General features: G+C 59.4%; 24 protein-coding genes. 13 read left to right on the plus strand and 11 right to left on the minus strand.

The genetic code is table 11. The annotated features are described in order from the left end of the window. Positions 1–85: 85 nt before the first annotated feature. Together O3S81_RS14365 and O3S81_RS14370 are read right to left on the minus strand one after the other, a co-directional pair. On the minus strand, positions 86–1,279 hold the full coding sequence (locus O3S81_RS14365; protein ID WP_269344165.1) for a ZIP family metal transporter: 1,194 nt from the start codon (positions 1,277–1,279) through the stop codon (positions 86–88). Next, a complete protein-coding gene (locus tag O3S81_RS14370) occupies positions 1,279–2,418 on the minus strand; it encodes a multicopper oxidase domain-containing protein (RefSeq protein ID WP_269344166.1) in 1,140 nt (379 codons plus the stop codon). The genes O3S81_RS14365 and O3S81_RS14370 overlap by 1 nt, the downstream gene beginning before the upstream one ends. Positions 2,419–2,782: 364 nt before the next feature. Here O3S81_RS14370 and O3S81_RS14375 point away from each other — a divergent pair, with 364 nt between their 5' ends. Continuing rightward, positions 2,783–3,895, plus strand: coding sequence for a pyridoxal phosphate-dependent aminotransferase (locus O3S81_RS14375; RefSeq protein ID WP_269344167.1), 1,113 nt, complete (start codon positions 2,783–2,785; stop codon positions 3,893–3,895). A 439-nt stretch (positions 3,896–4,334) separates the two neighbouring features. Here the strand turns inward: O3S81_RS14375 and O3S81_RS14380 are convergent, their stop codons facing one another. Beyond that, positions 4,335–4,598, minus strand: a complete 264-nt coding sequence (locus O3S81_RS14380; RefSeq protein ID WP_080825472.1) for an SEL1-like repeat protein — start codon at positions 4,596–4,598, stop codon at positions 4,335–4,337. Between the two features lie 609 nt (positions 4,599–5,207). Between O3S81_RS14380 and O3S81_RS14385 the strand changes: the two genes are divergently transcribed. The 7 genes from O3S81_RS14385 (at position 5,208) to vapC (ending at position 9,121) form a co-directional block, all read left to right on the plus strand. Further along, the gene (locus O3S81_RS14385; RefSeq protein WP_269344171.1) at positions 5,208–5,546 is read left to right on the plus strand and encodes a DUF2147 domain-containing protein; all 339 of its coding nucleotides are present in this window, start codon (positions 5,208–5,210) and stop codon (positions 5,544–5,546) included. A gap of 165 nt (positions 5,547–5,711) precedes the next feature. Further along, the gene (locus O3S81_RS14390) at positions 5,712–6,308 is read left to right on the plus strand and encodes a hypothetical protein (RefSeq protein WP_269344172.1); all 597 of its coding nucleotides are present in this window, start codon (positions 5,712–5,714) and stop codon (positions 6,306–6,308) included. Positions 6,309–6,466: 158 nt separating this feature from the next. Beyond that, positions 6,467–6,649 (plus strand): hypothetical protein, encoded by a 183-nt coding sequence (locus O3S81_RS14395; protein WP_035218142.1) that lies wholly within the window; start codon positions 6,467–6,469, stop codon positions 6,647–6,649. A 10-nt stretch (positions 6,650–6,659) separates the two neighbouring features. Then, entirely contained in the window at positions 6,660–6,833 is a 174-nt protein-coding gene (locus tag O3S81_RS14400; RefSeq protein WP_003509979.1) for a hypothetical protein, read from the plus strand. A 100-nt stretch (positions 6,834–6,933) separates the two neighbouring features. Continuing rightward, positions 6,934–8,439: an AMP nucleosidase gene (amn, locus tag O3S81_RS14405; protein ID WP_269344174.1), complete on the plus strand. Its 1,506-nt coding sequence runs from the start codon at positions 6,934–6,936 to the stop codon at positions 8,437–8,439. Between the two features lie 65 nt (positions 8,440–8,504). Continuing rightward, positions 8,505–8,735 (plus strand): type II toxin-antitoxin system VapB family antitoxin, encoded by a 231-nt coding sequence (locus O3S81_RS14410; RefSeq protein WP_269344175.1) that lies wholly within the window; start codon positions 8,505–8,507, stop codon positions 8,733–8,735. Then, the gene (gene vapC / locus O3S81_RS14415; RefSeq protein ID WP_269344176.1) at positions 8,732–9,121 is read left to right on the plus strand and encodes a type II toxin-antitoxin system VapC family toxin; all 390 of its coding nucleotides are present in this window, start codon (positions 8,732–8,734) and stop codon (positions 9,119–9,121) included. Before O3S81_RS14410 ends, vapC begins: the two co-directional genes overlap by 4 nt. Positions 9,122–9,124: 3 nt before the next feature. Here the strand turns inward: vapC and O3S81_RS14420 are convergent, their stop codons facing one another. The 3 genes from O3S81_RS14420 to O3S81_RS14430 all read right to left on the minus strand — a co-directional run bounded on the left by O3S81_RS14420 (position 9,125) and on the right by O3S81_RS14430 (position 12,225). Then, positions 9,125–9,595, minus strand: a complete 471-nt coding sequence (locus tag O3S81_RS14420) for an OsmC family protein (protein WP_269344177.1) — start codon at positions 9,593–9,595, stop codon at positions 9,125–9,127. Positions 9,596–9,659: 64 nt separating this feature from the next. Further along, a complete protein-coding gene (locus O3S81_RS14425; RefSeq protein WP_269344179.1) occupies positions 9,660–11,033 on the minus strand; it encodes an aspartate aminotransferase family protein in 1,374 nt (457 codons plus the stop codon). Between the two features lie 283 nt (positions 11,034–11,316). Next, the gene (locus tag O3S81_RS14430; RefSeq protein WP_269344180.1) at positions 11,317–12,225 is read right to left on the minus strand and encodes a diacylglycerol/lipid kinase family protein; all 909 of its coding nucleotides are present in this window, start codon (positions 12,223–12,225) and stop codon (positions 11,317–11,319) included. Between the two features lie 241 nt (positions 12,226–12,466). Here O3S81_RS14430 and O3S81_RS14435 point away from each other — a divergent pair, with 241 nt between their 5' ends. Both O3S81_RS14435 and mgtE read left to right on the plus strand, forming a co-directional pair. Continuing rightward, positions 12,467–13,711, plus strand: a complete 1,245-nt coding sequence (locus tag O3S81_RS14435) for an MFS transporter (protein WP_269344181.1) — start codon at positions 12,467–12,469, stop codon at positions 13,709–13,711. Between the two features lie 286 nt (positions 13,712–13,997). Then, the gene (mgtE, locus tag O3S81_RS14440) at positions 13,998–15,371 is read left to right on the plus strand and encodes a magnesium transporter (RefSeq protein ID WP_269344184.1); all 1,374 of its coding nucleotides are present in this window, start codon (positions 13,998–14,000) and stop codon (positions 15,369–15,371) included. A gap of 65 nt (positions 15,372–15,436) precedes the next feature. On the opposite strand, the gene O3S81_RS14445 is transcribed toward mgtE, so the two are convergent. Both O3S81_RS14445 and O3S81_RS14450 read right to left on the minus strand, forming a co-directional pair. Continuing rightward, the gene (locus O3S81_RS14445; RefSeq protein WP_269344185.1) at positions 15,437–16,273 is read right to left on the minus strand and encodes an undecaprenyl-diphosphate phosphatase; all 837 of its coding nucleotides are present in this window, start codon (positions 16,271–16,273) and stop codon (positions 15,437–15,439) included. A gap of 120 nt (positions 16,274–16,393) precedes the next feature. Then, positions 16,394–16,783: a winged helix-turn-helix transcriptional regulator gene (locus O3S81_RS14450; RefSeq protein ID WP_269344187.1), complete on the minus strand. Its 390-nt coding sequence runs from the start codon at positions 16,781–16,783 to the stop codon at positions 16,394–16,396. A gap of 104 nt (positions 16,784–16,887) precedes the next feature. Between O3S81_RS14450 and O3S81_RS14455 the strand changes: the two genes are divergently transcribed. Continuing rightward, positions 16,888–17,904: a zinc-binding alcohol dehydrogenase family protein gene (locus O3S81_RS14455; RefSeq protein WP_269344189.1), complete on the plus strand. Its 1,017-nt coding sequence runs from the start codon at positions 16,888–16,890 to the stop codon at positions 17,902–17,904. Positions 17,905–17,988: 84 nt separating this feature from the next. Here the strand turns inward: O3S81_RS14455 and O3S81_RS14460 are convergent, their stop codons facing one another. Then, a complete protein-coding gene (locus tag O3S81_RS14460; RefSeq protein WP_269344191.1) occupies positions 17,989–18,729 on the minus strand; it encodes a pentapeptide repeat-containing protein in 741 nt (246 codons plus the stop codon). A gap of 432 nt (positions 18,730–19,161) precedes the next feature. Then, on the minus strand, positions 19,162–20,826 hold the full coding sequence (locus O3S81_RS14465; protein WP_269344192.1) for an electron transfer flavoprotein-ubiquinone oxidoreductase: 1,665 nt from the start codon (positions 20,824–20,826) through the stop codon (positions 19,162–19,164). 326 nt (positions 20,827–21,152) lie between these two features. On the opposite strand from O3S81_RS14465, the gene O3S81_RS14470 reads away from it, so the two are divergent. Continuing rightward, on the plus strand, positions 21,153–21,824 hold the full coding sequence (locus O3S81_RS14470) for a hypothetical protein (RefSeq protein ID WP_269344193.1): 672 nt from the start codon (positions 21,153–21,155) through the stop codon (positions 21,822–21,824). A gap of 132 nt (positions 21,825–21,956) precedes the next feature. Further along, positions 21,957–22,469 carry a GNAT family N-acetyltransferase gene (locus O3S81_RS14475; protein ID WP_269344445.1) on the plus strand — a complete coding sequence of 171 codons (513 nt, stop codon included), beginning with the start codon at positions 21,957–21,959 and terminating at the stop codon, positions 22,467–22,469. A gap of 50 nt (positions 22,470–22,519) precedes the next feature. Here O3S81_RS14475 and O3S81_RS14480 read toward each other — a convergent pair whose 3' ends face one another. Beyond that, a complete protein-coding gene (locus O3S81_RS14480; RefSeq protein WP_269344194.1) occupies positions 22,520–23,440 on the minus strand; it encodes a cation diffusion facilitator family transporter in 921 nt (306 codons plus the stop codon). Positions 23,441–23,596: the final 156 nt, after the last annotated feature.

Here is a 23,596-nt window from a genome sequence, read left to right on the forward strand (position 1 = left end):
GCCACTTCGCTGTATCGATTGTCGCCCTGCCCTTCCGGTTGACTTCGATCTCCACCAAAGGCCGAAAGGATGAGGGCGTTCACCATCATAACTTCACGATTGCCGCGGTGACGTACATGAACATTATTCCCGCTCCGAGGCCGCCAAGGACTGCGGGAGACAGGGACAGAGATGTGAAGTTCCGCGCGTTGGTGCGAACCATGTAGGCCGAAACCTCGACGATCACCTGGAGGATGGCTCCGGCCCCGATAGCCAGCGCGAAGGCCGTCCATTGCGGCGCATAGGCGAGACTGCCGAGCCACATGCCAAGCACCGCCGGGCCGCCGGCCAGAAGGGTCAATCCGGCGAATACCCACAATGATGGCCGCTTTTTCAGGATCGGCGCGGCAATGCCGATGCCTTCGGTGATGTTGTGAATGGCAAAGCCGAGCACGAGGAAAGCGCCGAGACCCGCAGAGCCCGCGGCAAAGGCCGCGCCTATCGCCAGCCCCTCGCCGAAATTATGCAGGCCGATGCCGAGTGCTATGTAAGTCGCGAGCGCCAGCCCCGTGGGCGTGCCGTGCCGGCGGCCGACCGCCATCAGGATCAGGAAGGCCGCAAAGGCCCCAAGCACCACCATCACCCGTCCCTGAAACAGCGCGGCCGTCGCACCGGCGATTTCCAGCGCCTCTTCCGTCATATCGATGAGAAGATAAAGCAGCAGACCGATCGTCAGCGCCAGGAGGAAATTCATGCCGCCCTGACCGACATTGCGCAGGGCAGGATAAAACATCAAGCCGATGGCGACGGGCACGACGCCGACAATGATGCCGACCATTGCCTGCGCCCACAATTGTCCGGATGTCGCCGTGGGAGTGGGTACGGCCACGGCGATTTCATGCTCAAAGCTTACCCCCGAACCGGTCATGACTGTGACGGCATGGGTATCGGCGAGATTCCACGGAAAATCGATATTGAGCCAGGCCGTCGAACCCCTTGGAATTTCCCCCGGAGGCGACTGGGTGAATGTCCAGTAGGCAGAGTCCACCTGTATCTGGGCGATCGTCATCGGCTCTGAACCGCCGGCGCGAACCAGCAATTGTAGACCCTTGTCGTTGATGACCGTGCGCTCGAAGGTGAGATTTTCGATGGGAGGCGCGCCATTATTGAGCCGCGCCACCGGATTGGCAGTAAAAATCCAGGCGATTGCGGCGGCCAGCGCCAGAAGCGGCAGGATGATCCAGACAAGATTGAGGCCGGAGCGGGCAGATGCGGTTGTATTCGTTTCCAGGACATTCATCACAGCGACTCCACGACGTCGAACATGCCCATCCAGCCGAGTTCGGTGAATTCAGTCTGGTGAGGGTGGAACATATAAAGACCGGGCTCATGCTCGGCGAAGGTAAACTCCAGAATGCCACGTTCAGCCTGGCACTGGGTGATGAGGTCGACGGTCCGCAATGTCGGCGTCAGCGTCGTTCCCTGATTGAAATAGTTGAAGAAATTACCATGGAGATGGAACGAGTTGATCGGATCGAATTCGAGCACATTGATGAGATAGATGCGCACCGGCTTTGAGCGGAGAATTTTGATCGGCTTTTTGGCATAGGCATGCGCGACGGTGTTGACGGCGTAGAACTCGTTCTCCTCGTCGAAATTGGTGTCGAATGCGTTCGACACCATCACCATTTCCTGCCAGTCCGCATTTTCGGGCGTGCCGAGCAGGCGTGAGCGTGCGACATCGGCATGTTCGGGATGCCGGTCCGGATCCGGATCGATGATGAAGGCGCCATACATGCCCTTGTGCATGTGCCGGCGCAGCGGCACGTTATGGCAATGATAAAGGTGGCAACCAAAGGGTTTGGCGTCGAATTCGTAAGTGAATTCGCCGCCCGGATCGACCATACCCGGCGTGCCGGGAATGCCATCCATGCGTGCCGAATGGATGCCGTGAAAGTGAAGGGAATGCGGGTGGGAGCCGTAATTCTTGAAATTCACCCGGATACGGTCGCCCTCCTTGGCGCGCAGGGTCGGCCCCGGCACACGGCCATTATAGGTCCAGGCCGGAAAAACGACACCGGGCGCAACCTCGATGTCCTTGTCTTCGCCAGTAATCTCGAAGGTGCGAAGGGTGCGGCCGTCGGCGGTGCGTTCCACCGTGCCGGTCTCCCAATCCGCCAGCATAATGTGAGGGTCGAAACCATTGGTTTGCGGATCGACCTCTCCGACCGTCATCATCGATCCATGCGCGCCGTGGGCCGGTGTCGCGCCATTCGCCGCGGCGGAGGCCGTCTTTGTCGCGTGGCCTGAATGCGTTGTCTGGCCGGAAGCGTTCGTTGCCAGAAACGCTCCCCCGCTTGCGGCGACCAGCCCACCGGCAAGCAGCCCTCTGCGGCTGACCAATTCGCTCACGGGTTGCGTTGGTGACTTCTTCTCCATTTGGGACTTTCTTTCCGTGTTTATCTCTTGTGGCGGCGAGTGTCGTGAAAACCGACGATTTCGTTCGCCTTGTTGCTAATAAGAATTACTTGCAAAATATAACTACATCATCACCCGATTCATATTCTGCAATTAGGAATTAATTGCAACAAGGTTTTGCGGAAAGAACGGAATATCACCGCCGTCGATCGCTTCCCCGCGAGGGTCTTCCAGCCGAACTGCTCGATTTTCCACGCAGTGGCACTACAACAGGGGCGCAAATTCCGGCATGCAGGGGTTCCCAAACCGTCGGAAATCTGACCCATTGTGACAAACTGGGCCTTTGATCAGGACCGGCCTTTCCAACCGCATATCGGATTTATCAATGTCAGCCTTTTCTCGCCTCACGCCGCTTGCCGTCTCACTTCCTTCAACCGTTCCTTTCGTTGGCCCGGAAGCCATCGAGCGCAGCCGCGGCCTCAAGGTGGAAGCGCGAATCGGCGCCAATGAAAGCGGCTTCGGCCCCGCCCCTTCCGTGCTTCTGGCCATGCGCGATGCGGCGGCAGACACCTGGATGTACAGCGATCCGGAAAATTTCGAACTGAAGGAAGCGCTGGCCATCCACCACGGCGTTGCACGCGGCAATATTGCTGTTGGCGGCGGCGTTGATGGATTGCTGGGCGAGATCGCCAGGCTGATCGTCGAGCCGGGCACGCCTGTCGTCACCTCGTTTGGCGGCTATCCCACCTTCAATTACCATGTGAACGGTTTTGGCGGAAAACTCGTCACCACGCCCTATGTCGACGATCATGAAAATCTGGACGGGCTTCTCGATCTCGTCATCCGGGAAAATGCGCCGCTCGTCTATTTCGCCAATCCCGACAATCCGATGGGAAGCTGGTGGGAGGCAAGCGAAGTCGTCGCCTTCGCCCGCGCACTGCCGGAAACCTGCCTGCTCATTCTGGACGAGGCCTATTGCGAAACCGCGCCTGCCAGTGCCGTGCCGGCCATCGATGCGCTGATCGGCCAGCCGAATATCCTGCGCATGCGCACCTTCTCGAAAGCCTATGGGTTGGCCGGCGCGCGTGTGGGTTATGCCATCGGCACGCTCGGCAATGTCGAAGCCTTCGACAAGATCCGCAACCATTTCGGCATGGCGCGCATTTCGGTCGCCGGTGCCCTGGCGGCACTCAAGGATCAGGCCTATCTCAATGAGGTGGTCGGCAAGATTTCCGATGCCCGCGATCGTATTTCCACGATCGCCCGCAATAACGGCCTTTCGCCGCTGCCCTCCGCCACCAATTTCGTCACCATCGATTGCCACCGCGATGGCGCTTATGCGCGTGCCATCGTGGATGGGCTGATGGAACATGGCGTGTTCATCCGCATGCCGGGTGTGGCTCCGCTCAACCGCTGCATTCGAGTAAGCGCCGGCACCGCCGACAAGCTCGATCTTTTCGAGCAGGCGCTGCCGAAGGTTCTCAAGGCGCTGGGCTGATATTGAGTATCTTCCCGTCATTTCGGCCTTGAGCCGGAATCCAGCGCGATCAAGCCCTTGATCGCGAAAGACCCTTTCATGCCGCAGACGCGTCGTGGCTGGATGCCGGATCAGGTCCGGCACGACGGAGGCAGGAAGCGATTCGAAAACCGCAGGTGCATGCCGGCCGTAGCGGGTTCATCCTCATTACAGGGTGATGCGAATGCGATTCAGCATCCTCCCGCAAACCTCTGCCCGCGAATCATTTTCCGGCAATGGAACTTCGCCAAACATAAGAAAACCGCGCCGGCCTTGTTCCTGCCGGTCGCGGTTTGATGTGTCAGCGCAAAAGCCCTTTTCAAGGCCCTCGCCGCATTCCCCTTCGGGTTTACTTTCCTTTGCACCGGTCATCGGGACTGGAGGGAACCGGACCGGAAATCTCAATGATGGCTTGGGTAAATCAGTGCATCGTCATCCAGTCGCGGGCGGCGCGCAGCGCTTCGGCCAGTTCCGCCTTCGTCATGTTGCGGGCGAGATCGGCGCGCAGTGAGGCGGCTCTTTCCGATCCGCGGATCGCGGCGATGTTGAGCCATTTGTGGGCCGCGATCAGGTCCACCTTGCAGCCCCGGCCGGTCGCATAGACCAGGCCGAGATTGCAAAGAGTGTCGGCGCGGGTTTCGCCACCGGCAGCCATTTCGATATCGCGAATTTCAAAGCGTGCCATCGTTTTTATCCCTGTCTTCTGCCTGTTTCATCATTCGCCTTCTTGTCGAGGCTATCGTCCGGACCTGCCGTCTTTTGCGGCTTTTTCGTCCTTCCGTCCGGCAGGTTTTCCCTGCGCTTTTGATGAGTTCACTATGCCACCGGGCTTTCAACGCTCGCTTAAAAGGCATGATTAATGCGCCGCAAACAAACTGCAAACGATTGGTAAAATTGGGTTTTTGTTAAATATCACGGACCGCGGAAATTAAGGACTTTGCGGCGAATTTTACGAAAGCTTTACAATTGGATTTAAACTCTTCCTTCACCACGATCAAAACAGCGATTTTCGAATTTCCCCTCTTCGGCTCTTTCCACATCTGCGAATACCGCCCCGCAGCCGCAAATTTCCTATTTCCTTTTACGTTAACGTTAACGTAAAATAATATCCGCCCTGCCTGTCATGAGGATGAAACAGGCACAGGATAGCGCGGTGTGAGGAGCAATCGTTGCGCCGCAAGGCGGCTTTGGGCCGGAAACGGCACATGGGCAGGCCGAAGGATTTGGATCTGCGCATATATCACTTCGGGCAGTCCGGCCCGGGATTGTCTGCGCGAATTTCGGGAGGAACTCTATGAAGCGTATAATGACGATTGCCGCCGCCCTCATGATGAGCGGCAACCTTGCCTTTGCCGGCGAGGCGATCGAAGGCAACTGGAAGACCGCCAGCGGCGAAACCGCCGCAATCGGCCCGTGCGGCGGCGCCTTCTGCGTGACGCTGAAGACCGGCAAACATGCCGGAAAACAGATCGGCAAGCTTTCCGGCAAGGGAAACAGCTATTCGGGCGAAATCACCGACCCCGCCAACGACAAGACCTATAGCGGCTCCGGCACTGTTTCCGGCAATTCGCTGAGCATGAAGGGCTGCGTGCTGAAGATCCTGTGCAAATCGCAGACCTGGACGCGGCTTTAATCGAGAAGGCGGCGGGGGGCTTGTGTCCTCCCGCCCGCAGGCCCGCGCCCGATGGCGCGATGCCCAGTCAAAAGATCGCGTCCGAAAACTACGGACGCACGCCGCATGGAAGCCATATATCCGTTGATGTATCGTTGCCCCAGCCGAACACAACGAAAGCGACGCATGCGCCCCACCCTTTCGACAATCCTGATCGCAGGCACCTCCCATGTCGGCAAAAGCACCCTTGCCGGCCTGCTGGGCGAAAGGCTGCGCTGCGAGGCAACATCGACCGACAGTCTCGCCCGCCATCCGGGAAGGCCGTGGCCGGGCATTCCGGCGCCGGTGGAGGAATATTACACACGGCTCTCAGCCGAAACGATCCACTGGTTCCTGAAGATACACCATCAGAACATCTGGCCGCTGATCCGCACGATGATCGACAGCAGGTCCGGGACCGGCAATCCCGCCATCTTCGAGGGCGCGGCCTTGCGGCCGGAATTCATATCGCCCCTACTCGGCAGCGGGGCCGCCGGTGTCTTTCTCCATGCCGACAATGATTTTCTTCTCGAGAGAATGCGCTCTCACGCGCGATATGAAGATGCGACGGCTGGCCAGCGGCGGATCATGGACGCTTTCATCGAACGCTCGCTGCGTGAAAACACCGAGATGCTGGCATCTGCGCGGGAACACCGCGTTCCGATTGTCGATGTCAGCGAGGCAGATGCGTTCGAGAGCCTTGCGAGCGACCTTGTAGCGCGCGCGGAAACCTCCCTGTCCTGATCGAAAAGCGGTCGCTGCATGCGAACTCATCGCCATTGCGGCATCAATCCGCCATGTCACCGCCCGTTAACATCCCTGAACACCATATGAACCGGGGTCTCAGGGTCCGTTCAGTCCGAGTGTGGCAAAACTCTGTCCATCAACTCCAATAAAGGGGAATGGACATGGCAAAGCTGATCAGCCGACTGGCAATCTTCGCGTTTCTCATGGCGATCTTCGCCATGTCCTTCGCCTCGCTCGTCGTTAATCCGAACCGCAGTTTCCAGCGGGTGAATGCCGGTGCGGCAATCGCCTGCCAGCACAGCCCGGCGCCCGCCGCCAATTGCCCCGTTGTACTGTGAGGACCGGCCGATGACGACGAGCTTTTCCAACGGCCTGTTCTCCGCCCTGCGGCTGGTGCTGATGGCCTCGATCTTTCTCGGCCCGGTGGCCGGACTTGCCGTTTACAAGGCCGATCCCCGCCCCGCCTCCAAAGGCGCCGGTTTCGTGCTTCTGATGAGCCTGCAGCGCGGCGCGCTCGGCTGATATTGCCGCCGCCCTTCTATCCCGACCGTTTTTCCGTTTCTTTTCAGTTTCTTCGTATTTCTGTCGCTTGCCTGTCGAAATTGGCCTCTTATAATGGGCCATGACAATAGCAAAACGAACGATTCCGCCCCTCACCTTCATCAGCCCCGAGCCTTTCGCGCCGCAGACATTCACGGACCCGAAAGAAGCTGTGGCGGCTTTGACCGCGCTTTACGAACGCAATACGGCGTTCCTGATCAATTCCTTCACCGACCTTGCCAAGGGTGCGCCGATTGCCGGCCGTTACCGCGCCTGCTACCCGCAGGTGAGCCTCGAGACCGCAACCTTCGGCCATGTCGACTCGCGCCTCTCCTATGGCCATGTCACCGCACCCGGCGTCTACACGACGACGATCACCCGGCCGGAGCTGTTCCGCCATTACCTGAAAGAGCAGCTGGGCCTTCTGATGAAGAACCACGGCGTTCCGGTCACGGTGTCGGAATCGGCGACGCCCATTCCGCTGCATTTCGCTTTCGGCGAAGGCGCCTATGTCGAGGCGGCAGCGGCCTCCTCGCTCTCCGACGTGCCGCTGCGCGATCTGTTCGATACGCCCGATCTCAACAATACCGACGACCTCATCGCCAATGGCGAATATGATCAGGTGCCGGGCGAACCCGCACCGCTTGCGCCTTTCACGGCGCAGCGCATCGATTATTCGCTGGCCCGCCTCAGCCACTATACGGCGACCAGCGCCAGCCATTTCCAGAACTTCGTACTCTTCACCAACTACCAGTTCTATATCGACGAATTCGCCACCTGGGCGCGGCAGCTGATGAAGAATGGCGGCGAAGGTTACACGGCCTTCGTGGAGCCGGGCAACATCATCACCCCCGCCGGCTCCGACAAGCCGGAGACGGATGCCGTGCTCGCTCGCCTGCCGCAGATGCCGGCCTATCACCTGAAGAAAAAGGGCCATGCCGGCATTACGCTGGTCAATATCGGCGTCGGCCCTTCCAACGCCAAAACGATCACCGACCACATCGCGGTGCTGCGCCCGCACGCCTGGCTGATGGTCGGCCATTGCGCCGGCCTGCGCAACAGCCAGCGGCTGGGCGACTATGTTCTGGCCCATGCCTATGTGCGTGAAGACCACGTTCTCGATGACGACCTGCCGGTCTGGGTGCCCATCCCGGCGCTCGCCGAAGTGCAGCTGGCGCTGGAAGGTGCTGTCGCCGAAGTCACCGGTTACGAGGGTTTCGAGCTGAAGCGCATCATGCGCACCGGCACGGTCGCCACCATCGATAACCGCAACTGGGAACTTCGTGACCAGGCCGGCCCGGTGAAGCGCCTGTCCCAGTCGCGCGCCATCGCACTCGACATGGAATCGGCGACCATCGCCGCCAACGGCTTCCGCTTCCGCGTGCCCTACGGCACCCTGCTCTGCGTCTCCGACAAACCGCTGCATGGCGAATTGAAGCTGCCCGGCATGGCGACGGAGTTCTACCGCACTCAGGTTGCCCAGCATCTGCAGATCGGCATCCGCGCCGTGCAGAAGCTTGCCGCCATGCCGACGGAAACGCTGCATTCGCGCAAACTCAGAAGCTTTTACGAGACGGCGTTCCAGTAAAAACAGTATCGCGAATCCTACCCTTGGTGTATAATTTCGAAGATACATACACCAAGGGTAGGTCCATGCGCACCAATATTGAACTTGATGATGCCTTGATCGCCGAGGCGATGGAAATCACCGGCCTTCCGACGAAAAAGGCGACGGTTGAGAAGGCGTTGCGGGATCTTGTGGAAAATCTCGGACGACGCAAAGCGTTGGAAGAACTGCGAGGCATCGGCTGGAGTGGCAGTCTGGACGATATTCGCAATAGCTGGAGCGCAGACGACATCAAAGCGCAAGACGCCGCGGAATGATCGTCGTCGATACTTCTGTCTGGATAGACTGGTTTCAGAATAAATTCACGCCCCAAGGCAGGACGCTCAACGATATCGACGATCTGAGCGACGTCATTATCGGCGACATCATTCTTCTCGAAATCCTGCAGGGCGAACCCAACGACAAACGGGCGGCAGCGATACATGACCGGTTAAAGCGTTTCGGTTTTGTCTCGATGCTGACGCCCGAACTTGTCGTGAAATCCGCCGCAAACTATCGGAAGCTTCGAAGCGTCGGGAAAACTGTGCGTAAGACGGCCGACCTCATCATCGGTACCTACTGTATCGAGCACGGACATAAATTGCTGCATAATGACCGGGACTTTCAGCCGATGGCCGATCATCTCGGTCTGCAATTTGTCTGAACCTCAAACCACCTTCACCGTCCCCTCCACGCGGATGGGGAAATTCACAGACCGCGCGATGAAGCATTTCTCATGCGCATCATGGTGCAGCTCATCCGCCCGGGTGGGATCGCCTTTCGAAATGGTGATGACCGGTTTCAGCACCACCTCGCTGAACTGCCCGGCGCCATCCTTTTCCATGACAAGCGTGCCTTCGGCATTGTCTACATAGTCTTCGACAATGATGCCGTTGACGGAGCAGAAATGCAGGTACCAGAGCTTGTGGCAAGCCGAGAGCGAGGCGACGAGCATGTCTTCCGGGTTCCAGCGGGAGGGATCGCCGCGGAAGGCGGGGTCGGAGGAGCCGGCAATATCGGCCTTGCCCGCCGTGGAAATCGTGTAGTCGCGCTCATAATCGCGGTAACCCGAAGTACCCTTGCCACGATTGCCGGTCCATTTCACCTGCACGGCGTAATGATGTTCCTGTCCTGCCATGTGATTATTCCTCCCTTAGAGTATTTTGTCGCATTTCCGGACGGAAAGCCGGAATCCACCTTTCCTAGAAATGCTCGCGTGTATCGCGCAGGTGGTCGAGCCCCTTGCGCAACGTCTCCATGATCTGGTCGACTTCCGACCGGCTGATGGTCAAAGCCGGCGAGGCCAGCATGCGGTCGCCGGTGGCGCGCATGACGAGGCCGTTTGCCAGGCAATGGTTGCGTACTGCGGTGCCGATATCGTCGGGTTTGGCGAAGCGCTTGCGGGTCGCCTTGTCCGCCGTCAGTTGCAGGCCGCCCATCAGGCCGACATTCACGGCTTCCCCCACCAGTTCATGGTCCGTCAGGCTTTTCCAGCCTTCGGAAAAATAGGGGCCGATATCATCCCGCACCCGCTCCACCAGCCCTTCAGCTTCAATGATGCGGAGGTTTTCCAGCGCGGCGGCGGCGCAGACGGGATGGCCGGAATAGGTGAAACCGTGATTGAAGTCACCAACCTCCGACAACATCACCTCCGCCACCCGGTCGGAGACGATGACGCCGCCGATCGGCAGGTAACCGGAAGAAAGGCCCTTGGCGACGGGCGCCAGATCGGGCTCAACGCCAAAATGCTGATAACCGAACCATGAGCCGAGACGACCAAAACCGCAGATCACCTCGTCCGATACGAGGAGGATATTGCGCGCCTTGCAGATGCGGGCGATTTCCGGCCAATAGGTTTCCGGCGGCACGATGACGCCGCCTGCTCCCTGAATGGGTTCGGCCACGAAGGCGGCAACGTTTTCTTCCCCGAGTTCATCGATCTTCGCCTCCAGTTCGCGCGCCACCTTCAGGCCGAATTCGGCCGGTGAGAGATCGCCACCCTCAGCATACCAATAGGGCTGGCCGATATGGGCTACACCCTCGATCGGCAGGTTGCCCTGCTCATGCATCCACTTCATGCCGCCGAGCGAGGCACCTGCCACCGTCGAGCCGTGATAACCGTTGCGCCTTGCGATCACCCTGGTTTTCGTCGGATGGCCAAGCGCCTTCCAGTAGACCCGCGCCATGCGGAACCAGGTGTCGGTGGCTTCCGAACCGGAATTGGTGAAGAACACATGGTTCATCTTCGGCCCGGCGCGCGAGGCAATCTTCTGCGCCAGAAGTGTCGCGGGCGGCGTGGTAGTGCCGAAAAAGGCATTGTAATAGGGCAACTCGTTCATCTGCCGCTGCACGACATCGGCGATCTCGCGGCGTCCGTAACCGATATTCACGCACCAGAGGCCGGCAAAGGCATCGAGATATTTCTTGCCGGTGCTGTCATAGATGAACACCCCTTCGGCACGCTCGATAATGCGGGTGCCGGCGGCATTCAGCTTGCCCATGTCGGAAAAGGGGTGAAGGTGATGGGCGGCATCGATGGCGGCGAGATTGGACATCGGCTTGGAGACTTCATTCATGACAGATCGCACTCCCATAAAGGCAACGGCGCTCACGCCACCGCGCCCGCCGAACATGGCCGGGCAGCTTCGATTTGGCAAGCTGGCGTTTTTTGGGGGGATATTGGACGAGAGGGTGCCGCTTGTTTCCTCTCCCCGCCGGGGAGAAGGTGGCCCGAAGGGTCGGATGATGGGGCAACGGTAGAGATATTCGGCAACGTTCCCCCCTCATCCAGCTGCCGCGGACTTCTCCCCGGCGGGGAGACGAAACATGCGGCAATCCCTCAATTCATAGGCGATTGCGCTATGCGAAAAACGCCCGTCCCACCAGCACCTTCAATTCACCGGCATGAACCTTGAGCGCCACGTCCCGTTGCATCGGCAGCAATTCGCCATCGATGACGCAGCGCAGGTCATGGCGTTTCTTCGGAAAATGCAACTCCACATCCGTCACGGCCATGGCCGTCACGGCGGCGTTTTCCTTCAGCCTGCCGCGCAGAATGTCGAAGGCGAGTTTTGCAACACCCGAAGGGCGCAGCGGATCGGTGAGGTAAAAGCCGAGATGGCCGCCCGAGACATTGTCCGCCACCAGTAGCGAACTCTGCCCGAATTCGTTGTTGGAGACGGAGATGGCCGAGACCTTGCGGTGCTGTGTCCTGCCATTGACGGTATATTGCACCTCGAAGACCGGAGGATTGAGGATGACGCTGATGGCGGCGCGGATGCTCGCATTGATCTTGCCGATACGCGAGGCGAAGGCGAGATTGTTGCGGTAGCGTACCATGCGCGAATGCAGGCCGGCGGAAAACTGGTGCACGAAGAGCCGGCCATTGGCGCTGGCGATATCGACGCTGGCAATCTCGCCATTCGCCAGCGTTTCCAGTGCCTGACGGATATCGAGCGGCAGCTTCAGCGAGCGGGCGAAGAGGTTCATGGTGCCGGCCGGAACGATGCCCAGCGCGATGCCATGTTTCCAGGCAATGGCCGCCGCTGCGGAAATCGTGCCATCACCGCCGCCGGCAATGATGCCTTCAATGCCCGACTCGTCGGCGGCGCGTTCCATTTCCTCGACAATGTCCTTGCCGGAGACCAGGCGGCAATCGATCGTGTGGCCGGCGCGGGAAAAAACCTCGCGGGCCTGGTCGCAATAGGCGTCCATATCGGTGGTGCGGAATGTGCCACCGTCGCGATTGAAAATTGCAATGAGCTTCATGTTTTCGAACCCGGTCCCGTAACATTCGCGGCCGCGCGTAAATGCCTGGCCTCAATATAGAGTTCCGAACACCATCGCGTGAAGATCGTCTTTTGCCGAGAATCGCTCTACCGCAACGCATCATTTCATGTTAGGGATCACTTAAGGTCATTTTCATGACCGCGCATCTCCAGTCAGGGCAGACCGCTCCCATACGGTCTTGCCCTTTTTTCTGTGGGCCCTTCCCGCTTCTCAGGTCACGATGAGCCAGTCGAATATTTCCGAAGCCCGCCTCGGCGCGGAGAATGAAACCGTTTACACGGCCGCGCCGGCCATGGCGCTGTCGCCGCTTGCCATCGCGCTGATCGAGCTTGCGCTTGCCGCCGGCGGCTTCGGCATCGGCACCGGTGAATTCGCCATCATGGGCCTGCTTCCGGATGTCGCCACCACCTATGGCGTCACCGTTCCGCAGGCGGGTTATGTCATCACGGCCTATGCGCTGGGTGTCGTCATCGGCGCGCCGATCATCGCCATCCTGGCTGCACGCATGACACGCCGCGCGCTGCTTCTTGGCCTGATGGGCCTTTTTGCAGCCGGCAATATCCTGAGCGCGCTTGCGCCGGATTTCCTGAGCTTCACCCTGCTGCGTTTCATCACCGGCCTGCCGCATGGCGCCTATTTCGGCGTTGCGGCACTGGTGGCCGCCTCCATGGCGCCCATCCACAAGCGTGCCCGCGCCGTTGGCCGCGTCATGCTCGGCCTCACCATCGCCACCCTGCTCGGCACACCACTTGCCACCTTCTTCGGCCAGCTCATGTCCTGGCGCGCGGCCTTCATGCTGGTCGGCGGCATCGGGCTCTTGACTGTCGCCCTGCTCTGGCTGTTCCAGCCGCGTGACAAGGTGGAGGAAGGTGCAAGCGTCTGGCGTGAACTCGGCGCTTTCCGGCGCGTGCAGGTGTGGCTGACGCTCGCCATCGCGTCTGTCGGTTTCGGCGGCATGTTCTCGGTCTTCAGTTACATCGCCAAGACAACGACGGATGTCGCGATGATGCCTGTCTCCACCGTCTCCATGGTGCTGGCGCTGTTCGGCATCGGCATGAATGTCGGCAATGTGGTCGGCTCGCGTCTCGCCGATATCTCCCTCAATGGCACGATTGGCGGCATGCTGGCCTTCAACGTACTTGTCATGGCGGTGTTCGGCATGACGGCGGACAATCCATTCATGCTGTGCCTCTGCGTGTTCCTGATCGGCTGCGGTTTCGCCGCCTGCCCGGCCGTGCAGACCCGGCTGATGGATGTGGCGCAGGATGCGCAGACGCTGGCGGCCGCCTCCAACCATTCCGCCTTCAACATTGCCAATGCGCTCGGCGCCTGGCTTGGTGGCCTCGTCATCGCCATGGGTTTCGGTTACGCCTCGACCGGTTATGTCGGCGCGGTCCTCTCCCTTCTCGGGCTTGGCGTTTTCCTCGTTTCCGTCACCGTCGAACGGCGCGCGAAAGCCGGCTGAAAGCCGGTTTTTCAGCGGTCAGAATGCCCTTTCCGGCGCCCGCTCAAAACCTTACGGAAATTTCACAATCGGCTCGCTTGACTCTTTTTCGTTTCAGGCGCAACACGGCGTTACGCACCGGCCGTGACCCGGCACAGTGCGGATTTCAACGGAGCATCATTAGATGTCTAGCGACAGTAGTAGTCGATTGCCTTTGCCGAAAGCGGCGAACGGGAACTGATCCGACCTCTGTCGGCTCACCACCGCGTTCGTCGTAATCGGCGAATCGACGGAAAGGTGAGCAATCATGAACTTCCACACTCTCTCCCAGAGAGCCAGCAAGGCCGCACGTCTTCTCCGCAGCGGAAATGCCGGTTCCACCACCATTGCAGAACGTGTCGAGCACCTCAACACGCTTGATACCGACGCAGCCGTAGCAGCACTGCTTGCCATGCCGCAGGCAAAGGCCGTTGCCATTCTCGACCGGCCGGAGCTGCATGACGCAGCCGCCATCATTGCCGGCATTCCGCTGGAACAGGCCGCCCGCTTCGTCAACCTGATGTCCGACGACCGCGTCGCCGACGTCATGGCCGACATGGAAGAAGAACCGCGTGCCAAGCTGTTTTCCCGGCTGGACCGCACGACCGCGCTCTCCATCCAGCACCTGATGGGCTATCCGCCGCGCACGGCCGGCTCGATCATGACCACGGAATTCGTCAGCGTGCCCGACAGCTGGACGGTGGAACAGACCCTTTCGCACATCCGCGTCGTCGAGCGGTCGCGTGAAACGGTCTATGCCATCTATGTGCTGGCGCAGGACGGGACGCTCACCACGGTCGTGACGCTGCGTCGCCTGCTGACCGGGGAGCCCGGCGCTTCCATCCTTTCCGTCGCCTCGAAGGAAGGCATTGCCTATGCAAGCCCCCTGATGTCGCAGGAAGATGTGGCCCGGCTGATCCGCAAGCACGATCTTCTGGCGCTTCCCGTCGTTGATGACCACTCGCATATCCTCGGCATCGTCACCGTTGACGACGTGATCGACACCATGATCGCCGACACCACGGAAGATGCCCACAAGTTCGGTGGTATGGAAGCGCTCGGCAAGCCCTATATGACGATCGGCTTTCCGGACATGATCCGCAAGCGCGCCGGCTGGCTCGCAGCACTGTTCCTCGGTGAAATGTTGACGGCCAGCGCCATGCAGCATTTCGAGGGCGAGCTGGAAAAGGCCGTTGTGCTGACGCTGTTCATTCCGCTCATCATGTCGTCGGGCGGCAACTCCGGTTCGCAGGCCACCTCGCTTATCATCCGGGCGCTGGCGCTCGGCGAGCTGAAGCTTTCGGACTGGTGGCGGGTACTGCTGCGGGAAATCCCGACGGGCCTGACGCTCGGCTGCATTCTCGGTGCCATCGGCTTCCTGCGTCTCAGCCTCTGGCAGCAGGCCGGTTTCTACGATTACGGCGAACATTGGCTGCTGGTCGGCGCCACCGTCTTTGCGGCACTTGTCGGCATCGTGACCTTCGGTTCGCTCGCTGGTTCCATGCTGCCCTTCATCCTGCAGCGCCTGCGGCTCGACCCCGCCAGCGCCTCTGCCCCCTTCGTCGCTACGCTGGTGGATGTCAGCGGCCTCGTCATCTACTTCTCGGTGGCGCTGGTTATCCTCAGCGGCACGTTGCTCTAAAGACAAAAGGCCCGCTCGAAAGAGCGGGCCTTTTCATTTGCTGCGGAAAACCCAAGGGCCTCTCCTTAGCCACCTGCATTGATGACGCCCGTTCCCAGAAGCGCGAGCAGGATGAAGCCGATGACCACGCGGTACCAGACGAAGGGCATGTAGCTCTTGGTCGAAACCAGCTTCAGGAAAACGACGATCACGGCGTAACCCACCACAAAGGCGATGAGCGTTGCGAGCCCCGTGGGGCCCCAGCCAACCGGGTTGTCCTCACCGATGCTCTTGAAGAGCTGGTAGAAGCCGGAGCCGAAGACGGCGGGAACGGCGAGCAGGAAGGAATAACGCGCCGCCGCCTCGCGGGTATAGCCTAAGAGCAGGCCGGCGCTGATGGTGCCGCCCGAACGCGAGACGCCGGGGATGAGCGCCATGGCCTGCGCGAAACCGAACAGGATGCCGTCGCGCCAGATCAGCTGGTTCAGCTTGTAACGTTTTTCACCGATCCTGTCGGCAATGCCAAGGACGATACCGAAGACGATCAGCATCACGGCGGTGATATAAAGGTTGCGCAGCGAATGTTCGATGGCATCCTTGAAGAACAGCCCGAGAAACACAATCGGCACCGAACCGACGATGATGAGCCAGCCGAGCCGGGCATCGGCCTTGTTATACTCGCCAAGGCGAAGGTTCTGCCTGAGCCAGGCGGCCGCAATCCGCATGATGTCGGACCAGAAATAGACCAGCACCGCCGCTTCCGTGCCGATCTGCGTGATTGCGGTAAAGGCGGCACCCGGATCCGCGCCGGAGGGCAGGAACTCCCCGGCAATCCGCAGATGCGCGCTTGAAGAAATCGGAAGAAATTCCGTAAGTCCTTGCAAAAGGCCGAGAAATGCGGCCTCCAACCAACCGATGCTCATATGTCTTGATGTCCCTGCTGCGAATCGAGATGGCAGCATTATGCATCAATCGGGGCAAATACATGTTGCATCGCACCATGAAAAAGCCGCGTTGCGGGGCGTGCTTTTACCCGTGATTTTTCAGGCGGCCTTTTCCGTCGCTTCGGGAAGCTGGGTATATTTCGCGCCGTTCTTGCACACGACATGGGCGTCGCCCCAGCTTTTCAGCGCCGAAATCACCGGCCGCATCGTCTCGCCAAGCGGCGTCAGCGCATAATCCACCCGCGGCGGCACCACCGGGAAGACGGTGCGCGAAATCAGGCCGGCCTCTTCCAGTTCCCGCAGCTGCTTGGTCAGCATGCGCTGGGTGACGCTCGGAATATGACGGCGCAATTCGTTGAAGCGCAGCGTGCCCTCATTGATGAGGTGATAAAGGATCACGCCCTTCCATTTGCCGTCGAGAAAACTCAGGGTCGATTCCACCGGGCAGCCGGGAAAATTGCCGGTGAGCTTGGCGCGCGGTCGCGACATTTACAGTATCCTTTTTGTATGTATCGTCAAAAAATGTGCATTCTTGCGATCGATGTTCATATGTATCAAGTAAGAGGCACGCGAACAAGCAAAGGAGACTGTTCATGCGCGCCATCGGTTACAAAACGAGCCAGCCCATCACCGCCACGGACGCCCTCATCGATATCGACCTGCCCCAGCCGGAGGCGAAGGGACACGACATTCTGGTAGAGGTGAAGGCGGTTTCGGTGAACCCTGTGGACACCAAGGTGCGCCGCAACCAGTCGCCGGAAAATGGCGCCACCCGCGTGCTGGGTTTTGACGCTTCGGGCGTGGTGAAGGCCGTCGGCGACAAGGTCTCGCTGTTCAGGCCGGGAGACGAGGTATTTTACGCCGGCGTCATCAACCGTCCGGGCTCCAACAGCGAATTCCATCTGGTCGATGAGCGCATCGTCGGCGCCAAGCCGAAATCACTGAATTTCGAAGAGGCCGCCGCCCTGCCGCTGACGGCAATTACAGCTTATGAGACCCTGTTTGACCGGCTGCGGGTGAAGGAGCCGGTTTCGGGTGCTGCCAATGCTATTCTGGTGATCGGCGGCGCCGGCGGTGTCGGCTCGATCGCCATCCAGCTTCTGAGAGCGTTGACGGATCTCACCGTCATCGCCACGGCGTCGCGGCCGGAAACCATGGAGTGGGTGAAGGAACTGGGCGCGCATCATGTCGTTGATCACAGCAAGCCGATCGCCCCGCAGGTGGAAGCACTCGGTCTCGGTGCGCCGGGCTTCGTATTCTCGACCACCCATAGCGATATCCACGCCGCCGACAGCGTGGCGGCCATTGCACCACAGGGCCGTTTTGCGCTGATCGATGATCCGGCCGGCGGTTTCGACGTCATGGCCTTCAAGCGCAAATGTGTATCGATCCATTGGGAAATGATGTTCGCCCGCGCTGTTTTCGGAACCCCTGACATGATCGAGCAGCACAGGCTGCTGAACCATGTCGCGCAACTGGTGGACGCAGGCAAGATCAGGACGACGCTGACCGAGGTTTTTGGCACCATCAATGCCGCAAATCTCATCAAGGCGCACGCCCTGATCGAGAGCAACACGGCCAGGGGCAAGATCGTGCTTTCGGGCTTCTGATCGACGCGGAAGCGTCCGTCTCGCGGACGCCTCTGCCCCTTTGGGGATATCCGTGCCGCGCGCGAAAACCGCGCGGCCATTCCATCAATCGTCGTCCGGATCTTCCGGGCAAGGCCAGGAGGCCGGTGCGGTCAGGCCATTCGGCAATTTGGTCTTGGCGTCGCCGCAGGCAATGTCGATCTGCTTCTGGTCGAGCCCGGTGGCTGTCGAAAGATCGACCCCTTCGATACGGGTGAGCAGCAGGAAGGCGCTGGTGAAATCCACCGGCCCGCCAAGCGTGGCCCCGCCGAAACGGGCGCGCGACAGGTTGGTCAGGGAAAATTTCGAGCCGTTCAGCGATGCGCCTTCGAAATCGGCCCGCCCGAGTTCGGCCTTGGTGAAATCCGTACCGTCAAGCTTGGTCTTCTCAAATTTGGTCCGCTGCATTTCGGCATTGATGAATTTGGCGTTGGTGGCGTCGGCGGCGGAAAAATCGCTGCGATAGGCTTCCACCTTGGTCAGATTGGCGCCCTGCAGATTGGCCTCGCCCAGAGCCGCGCGGATGAGCTTTGCCTTTTCCAGATTGGCGCCCTTCAGCGACGAGCCGCGCAGATCGGTATAGGTGAAATCCGTGCCGTAAAGCATCGCCGAATCGAGATTGCTGCCGCCCAGCATCAGCAGGCGCTTGTTGCATTCGCGCCAGTCGATGCCGGCCATGGCGTCGGTGCGGCAGCTGGCTGCCGCCAGCGGGCCGCCGCTGAAAGAAACAGCAACCATGGCCACCGCCGCGGCACCTGTGATGAACCTTGTCTTCCGAACGATATTCAGCCTTTGAAAGCCGGACATTCTCTCACTCCCTGCCGCCGGGCGACAGCATCTAGGACCCTATGGACATTCAAGGCGTTACCGCATTGCCGGCCCGCAAGCCACGGGCGACGCGACGTTACAACACCCCAACATCCTATATGTAAGAAATCGAAGAGCAATCCACAAATACTGACGGGAAAGCGGCCGTGGGCGCTGCTCCTGCGTCGTGGCAAACGCAATGCAGCGGCCGGCGCTTGCGCGCCCGGGTTGCAGGAATGAGTTTCCGCGGACAGAAACGGCGCGCTCCGCAAAGGCCGCCATCATCTCCGGTCGCGTAGAACAGTCGCGAGCGGTGCGAACAAACTCGACGTCATCCTCGGGCCTATCCCGAGGATCCATCCACATATCGTAAAATCATCCGTTGCAGATGCTCGGGACAAGCCCGAGCATGACGAACGGATGTTCACCTCATCACATATTGGCGTAAACCGGCCCCTCGCCGCCCTGCGGCGGCACCCAGTTGATGTTCTGGTTCGGGTCCTTGATGTCGCAGGTCTTGCAGTGCACGCAGTTTTGGGCGTTGATGACGTAAACTTGCCTGCCGTCCTTCTCCACCCATTCGTAAACGCCCGCCGGACAATAACGCGTGGAGGGCCCGGCATAGACGTCATGTTCGGAGCGCTTCTGCAACTCCATGTCCTTCACCTGAAGATGCACCGGCTGGTCCTCTTCATGGTTGGTGGAGGACAGGAATACCGAGGACAGGCGGTCGAAGGTCAACACGCCATCCGGTTTCGGATAGGCGATCGGCTTGTGCTTCGAAGCCGGTTCCAAGCTCTCAGCATCCGTCTTGCCGTGCTTCAGCGTGCCGAAGAAGGAAAAGCCGAACAGCTGGTTGGTCCACATGTCGAGACCGCCGAGCCCGACGCCGACCAGCGTGCCGAATTTCGACCACAGCGGCTTGACGTTACGCACCCGCTTCAGGTCCTTGCCGATATCGCCTTCACGCCATTCGGCCTCGATCTCGGCCACCTCGTCATGGGCGCGGCCTGCGGAAATCGCCGCGGCGATCTTTTCCGCCGCCAGCATGCCCGAAAGCACCGCATTATGGCTGCCCTTGATGCGCGGCACATTGACGAAACCGGCCGAACAGCCGATCAGCGCGCCGCCGGGGAAAGTGAGCTTCGGCACCGACTGGTAACCGCCCTCGGTGATGGCACGCGCGCCATAGGAGATGCGCTTGCCGCCCTCGAATGTGTCGCGGATCGCCGGATGCGACTTGAAACGCTGAAATTCCTCGAAGGGATAAAGATAGGGGTTCTTGTAGTTGAGGTGCACCACGAAGCCGACGGCGACGAGGTTATCTTCCAGATGATACAGGAACGAGCCACCGCCGGTCTTGAAACCGAGCGGCCAGCCAAAGGAGTGCTGCACGAGGCCCTGCTTGTGGTGTTCCGGCTTGACCTGCCAGAGTTCCTTGATGCCGATGCCGAATTTCTGCGGCTCGCGGTCCTTCGACAAGTCAAATTTGGCGATCAGCTGCTTGGCAAGCGACCCGCGCACGCCTTCGCCGATCAGCACATATTTGCCGTGCAGCTCCATGCCGCGGGTGAAGTTCGGACCCGGCTCGCCGTTCTTCTCGATGCCCATATCGCCGGTGGCGACGCCGATGACGGCGCCTTCGTCGTTATATAGCACTTCGGTTGCGGCAAAGCCCGGATAGATCTCGACGCCGAGCGCTTCCGCCTTTTCGGCTAGCCATCGACAGACCAGCCCGAGCGAGACGATGTAATTGCCGTGATTGTTCATCAGGGGCGGCATCATGAAATTCGGCAGGCGGATGGAGCCGGCCGGGCCTAAGAACATGAACTGGTCGTCCTTGACCTCGGTCTTGAAGGGGTGCCCCTCCTCTTCGCGCCAGCCCGGCAAAAGCCGGTCGATGCCGATCGGATCAACCACCGCGCCCGAGAGGATATGCGCGCCGACTTCCGCGCCCTTTTCGAGAACGACGACCGAAAGCTCCGGCTCCACCTGCTTCAGCCGGATCGCCGCGCTGAGACCCGCAGGACCCGCACCGACGATCACAACGTCGAATTCCATCGCTTCGCGTTCGGGCAGTTCCATCGCTTCCGTCATCTCATCCTCTCAGATCGCCGGTCCCATCCGGCTGTTGTTATATATCCGCTTGCGGCCATCCCCGGCGCATCGCCTGCGCCGGACAAAAAGCCATCCGCGACACCGCATTCACCAGCGCCTGTCTTCGCAAAGCAGGACGCCTTTGTCGAGCTACCATAGCGGCAAAACATGTCGCACGCCAGTCAATTGTCAGACAACCTGATGATAGCTTTATTACTTTTACGTTCACGTAAGTTTAGAATAGAGCTGAGAAGGGAAAGCGTCAAGGGTTTCGGGTATTTGGAGGCCGTTCTCGGTTAGATAGTCAAGCAGCGGAAAGTCCTGAAATGAGAACGCTTTCAAATATCAACTATGGATTTTGTTGTGCGCCAACTGCAGACGAAATACGCGACATCATTGATAAGCCCGGAGCAACATTGGCAATCCAAGCTAGTGCCATGTCCGAGACAAACGAGGCGATCATTGTGAATAGGAATAATTGCACAGCCCTATGGCTCGCCACATCTGTCACGATATTGTTCGGCGGTTTCGACCCCTCCCACGCGATGCAACCTTGTCCGCCAAGAGCGGAAATGCGTGAGAACGCGCAGATAATTGTTGAAGCCCGGTTGAGGTCGCTATTTATCGGCGAGTCCGGGTTGCTTGCAAAAAACGACACGTTCCCGACCCGGATGGCTCGAGCCGAACTCGAAATCAAACGCGTCATCAAAGGGGCGTTTCCAAAAAAGGAAGTCGTTGCCATTGGCTCCATGTACCCGCCAGGGCCTTATCAAGAACTCACCCTGATGGCGATGTCCTATGGCGCTGGCGGTGACACCGATACGTTTGAACTGGAGCTTGCCCGCGTAGAACCAACTGACGACTTTGGCTTCTACCCTCTGAACTCTTGCGTGTACTACAAGTTTCCGGACAATATAGAGGAGCTTACCGGGTGGAAAGATAATCCCCCTAGATTACCGAACGTCCCGCTTGTTAATCCCCCTTCATCAACCCCTTGAATGGCCGCTTGGGGCCGATCAACGTCTTCTGCTTAGCGCCAGTTTCGGACGAAAGCCTTTCATCTGCCGCATCGACGGTATACTCTCAACAGTGGCCGACGGGCGAGATGAGAGGTTTGCGTGTCAACTATTATGAGGACTAACCGACTGCTTCTCAGGGAAGTCGAAAAACAAGACCTAGCCGCGTTGAGCAAGATTTACGCCGACCATGAATGCATGAAATTCTATCCAAGCACCAAGTCGTCATCAGAAATCCGGACTTGGTTTCAGGAACTTTCATTCGATAGCTACCTCAAGCACGGCTTCGGCCTTTGGGCAGTAGTTGACCCTTCTTCTGGACAGGTCATCGGCGACTGTGGGATTACCCTCCAAGAGACCCCTGAAGGCACCGAACCGGAAATAGGATATCATCTGTGGCGTGACTTCTGGGGCAAAGGCTTTGCGACTGAGGCTGCTACAGCTTGTCGGGGCCATGCGCTGAACACCCTTGGCTTGGGCAGGGTGGTCAGCATAACAAGCCCGGAGAATATACCGTCGCAGAAAGTCGCGGAAAAAGTCCATGACCGAATGGAAATCTACCAAAAACGGCTCCAGAGCAGCGGGCGCATCGTAAATCGATACCTGTATATTAGCCAAGCTCAATGACCGCTACGGGCCCAAAAACGGACGCAGCTTAAACCTCCCCCGAACTCCACTCAAACCGCCCATTCCTCATCGGTCGTGAACACGATCGTCAGCCAGCGGTCACTCCCCTCACCACCCAGTGCTTCGCCGACCTCGTCGCGGATCGCGTCCCATTCCTCGAGACGCCGGGGCGGCCAGTTCTTGGGGACGATGAAGAAGAGTTCGATCTGCCGGCCGCGACCAACGCGGGCGACATAGGAATAATGCGAGGAGAAGCCGAACTTCGTCACGATCTCGCCCGCCACCCCGTCCACATGCTGCTTGAACTCCAGCGGGGTCACCAGGAGAATGTCGGCAAGCGCCTGTTTCACATTGGCGAGCGGCATGGGGATGATGACGAGGCAGACCAGTGCCAGTACGGCCGGGTCGATATAGGGCGAAAGCCAGGCCTGCGAGGTGCCCGTCAGCCTATAGCCCACGGCGAAGGCGAGAAAGAGCGCCACGCTCAGAAGCGCACTCATCAGCCAGCTTTTGGCGTCCAGCGCCACGAAGGCCGATTTCAGCCTGCGGTTCTGCCCTCTGACGAACCATGCCATGGCAAGCGAGACAGCGAAGCTGACAAAGGTGACAAGGATGGCGTAATCGAATTCGATCAAACGTCCTCCATCCATCAGGCTGTCGATAGCATTGATGAGCGCATAGATCGCCGCCCCCATCAACAGCGTGCCGTTGAGGCCGAGCACCATCGGCTCCAGATGCCAGAACCCCATGGTGAAACGCTCCACCAGCCGGCCACCGGGCTTAGGTGCTGCGGAAGCGGCGATCAACCGCGCGACGAGCAGCGCCAGCACCGTCATGAAAGCATCGGTGAGCGCATAAACACCGTCGAAAACCACCGCGAAGGAACCGGAGAACAGGCCCGCACCGATGCCGAAGAGCGCCAGGACAACCGTGACGGCAATGGAGAATTTGAGCAGGGATTGTTCTGTCATGACGTGTATTTTACCTTCAAAACCGGACGCCACCTTATAGAGGTTTTTCGCTTTTCTGCGAATCGCGGAAAATCTCTAACTCTTTGTTTTGTCGCATTTCCGGACGGAAAACCGGGGTCCACTTTTCCTGGAAATGCTCTATAAACAGCACATACG

Origin of the sequence: Agrobacterium sp. SOY23, assembly GCF_027212525.1 — a bacterium.
GTDB classification, from domain to species: domain Bacteria; phylum Pseudomonadota; class Alphaproteobacteria; order Rhizobiales; family Rhizobiaceae; genus Agrobacterium; species Agrobacterium tumefaciens_I.

Bases quoted from the DNA above. Each gene is read 5' to 3' on its own strand.
- O3S81_RS14480 (WP_269344194.1), bottom strand. From the start codon at position 23,440: ATGACAGAACAATCCCTGCTCAAATTCTCCATTGCCGTCACGGTTGTC.
- amn (WP_269344174.1), top strand. From the start codon at position 6,934: ATGACAATAGCAAAACGAACGATTCCGCCCCTCACCTTCATCAGCCCC.
- O3S81_RS14435 (WP_269344181.1), top strand. From the start codon at position 12,467: ATGAGCCAGTCGAATATTTCCGAAGCCCGCCTCGGCGCGGAGAATGAA.
- O3S81_RS14460 (WP_269344191.1), bottom strand. From the start codon at position 18,729: ATGTCCGGCTTTCAAAGGCTGAATATCGTTCGGAAGACAAGGTTCATC.
- O3S81_RS14445 (WP_269344185.1), bottom strand. From the start codon at position 16,273: ATGAGCATCGGTTGGTTGGAGGCCGCATTTCTCGGCCTTTTGCAAGGA.
- O3S81_RS14385 (WP_269344171.1), top strand. From the start codon at position 5,208: ATGAAGCGTATAATGACGATTGCCGCCGCCCTCATGATGAGCGGCAAC.
- O3S81_RS14400 (WP_003509979.1), top strand. From the start codon at position 6,660: ATGACGACGAGCTTTTCCAACGGCCTGTTCTCCGCCCTGCGGCTGGTG.
- O3S81_RS14470 (WP_269344193.1), top strand. From the start codon at position 21,153: ATGAGAACGCTTTCAAATATCAACTATGGATTTTGTTGTGCGCCAACT.
- O3S81_RS14380 (WP_080825472.1), bottom strand. From the start codon at position 4,598: ATGGCACGCTTTGAAATTCGCGATATCGAAATGGCTGCCGGTGGCGAA.
- O3S81_RS14365 (WP_269344165.1), bottom strand. From the start codon at position 1,279: ATGAATGTCCTGGAAACGAATACAACCGCATCTGCCCGCTCCGGCCTC.
- O3S81_RS14395 (WP_035218142.1), top strand. From the start codon at position 6,467: ATGGACATGGCAAAGCTGATCAGCCGACTGGCAATCTTCGCGTTTCTC.
- O3S81_RS14410 (WP_269344175.1), top strand. From the start codon at position 8,505: ATGCGCACCAATATTGAACTTGATGATGCCTTGATCGCCGAGGCGATG.
- O3S81_RS14475 (WP_269344445.1), top strand. From the start codon at position 21,957: ATGAGGACTAACCGACTGCTTCTCAGGGAAGTCGAAAAACAAGACCTA.
- vapC (WP_269344176.1), top strand. From the start codon at position 8,732: ATGATCGTCGTCGATACTTCTGTCTGGATAGACTGGTTTCAGAATAAA.
- O3S81_RS14420 (WP_269344177.1), bottom strand. From the start codon at position 9,595: ATGGCAGGACAGGAACATCATTACGCCGTGCAGGTGAAATGGACCGGC.
- O3S81_RS14375 (WP_269344167.1), top strand. From the start codon at position 2,783: ATGTCAGCCTTTTCTCGCCTCACGCCGCTTGCCGTCTCACTTCCTTCA.
- O3S81_RS14390 (WP_269344172.1), top strand. From the start codon at position 5,712: ATGCGCCCCACCCTTTCGACAATCCTGATCGCAGGCACCTCCCATGTC.
- O3S81_RS14450 (WP_269344187.1), bottom strand. From the start codon at position 16,783: ATGTCGCGACCGCGCGCCAAGCTCACCGGCAATTTTCCCGGCTGCCCG.
- O3S81_RS14455 (WP_269344189.1), top strand. From the start codon at position 16,888: ATGCGCGCCATCGGTTACAAAACGAGCCAGCCCATCACCGCCACGGAC.
- O3S81_RS14425 (WP_269344179.1), bottom strand. From the start codon at position 11,033: ATGAATGAAGTCTCCAAGCCGATGTCCAATCTCGCCGCCATCGATGCC.
- mgtE (WP_269344184.1), top strand. From the start codon at position 13,998: ATGAACTTCCACACTCTCTCCCAGAGAGCCAGCAAGGCCGCACGTCTT.
- O3S81_RS14465 (WP_269344192.1), bottom strand. From the start codon at position 20,826: ATGACGGAAGCGATGGAACTGCCCGAACGCGAAGCGATGGAATTCGAC.
- O3S81_RS14370 (WP_269344166.1), bottom strand. From the start codon at position 2,418: ATGGAGAAGAAGTCACCAACGCAACCCGTGAGCGAATTGGTCAGCCGC.
- O3S81_RS14430 (WP_269344180.1), bottom strand. From the start codon at position 12,225: ATGAAGCTCATTGCAATTTTCAATCGCGACGGTGGCACATTCCGCACC.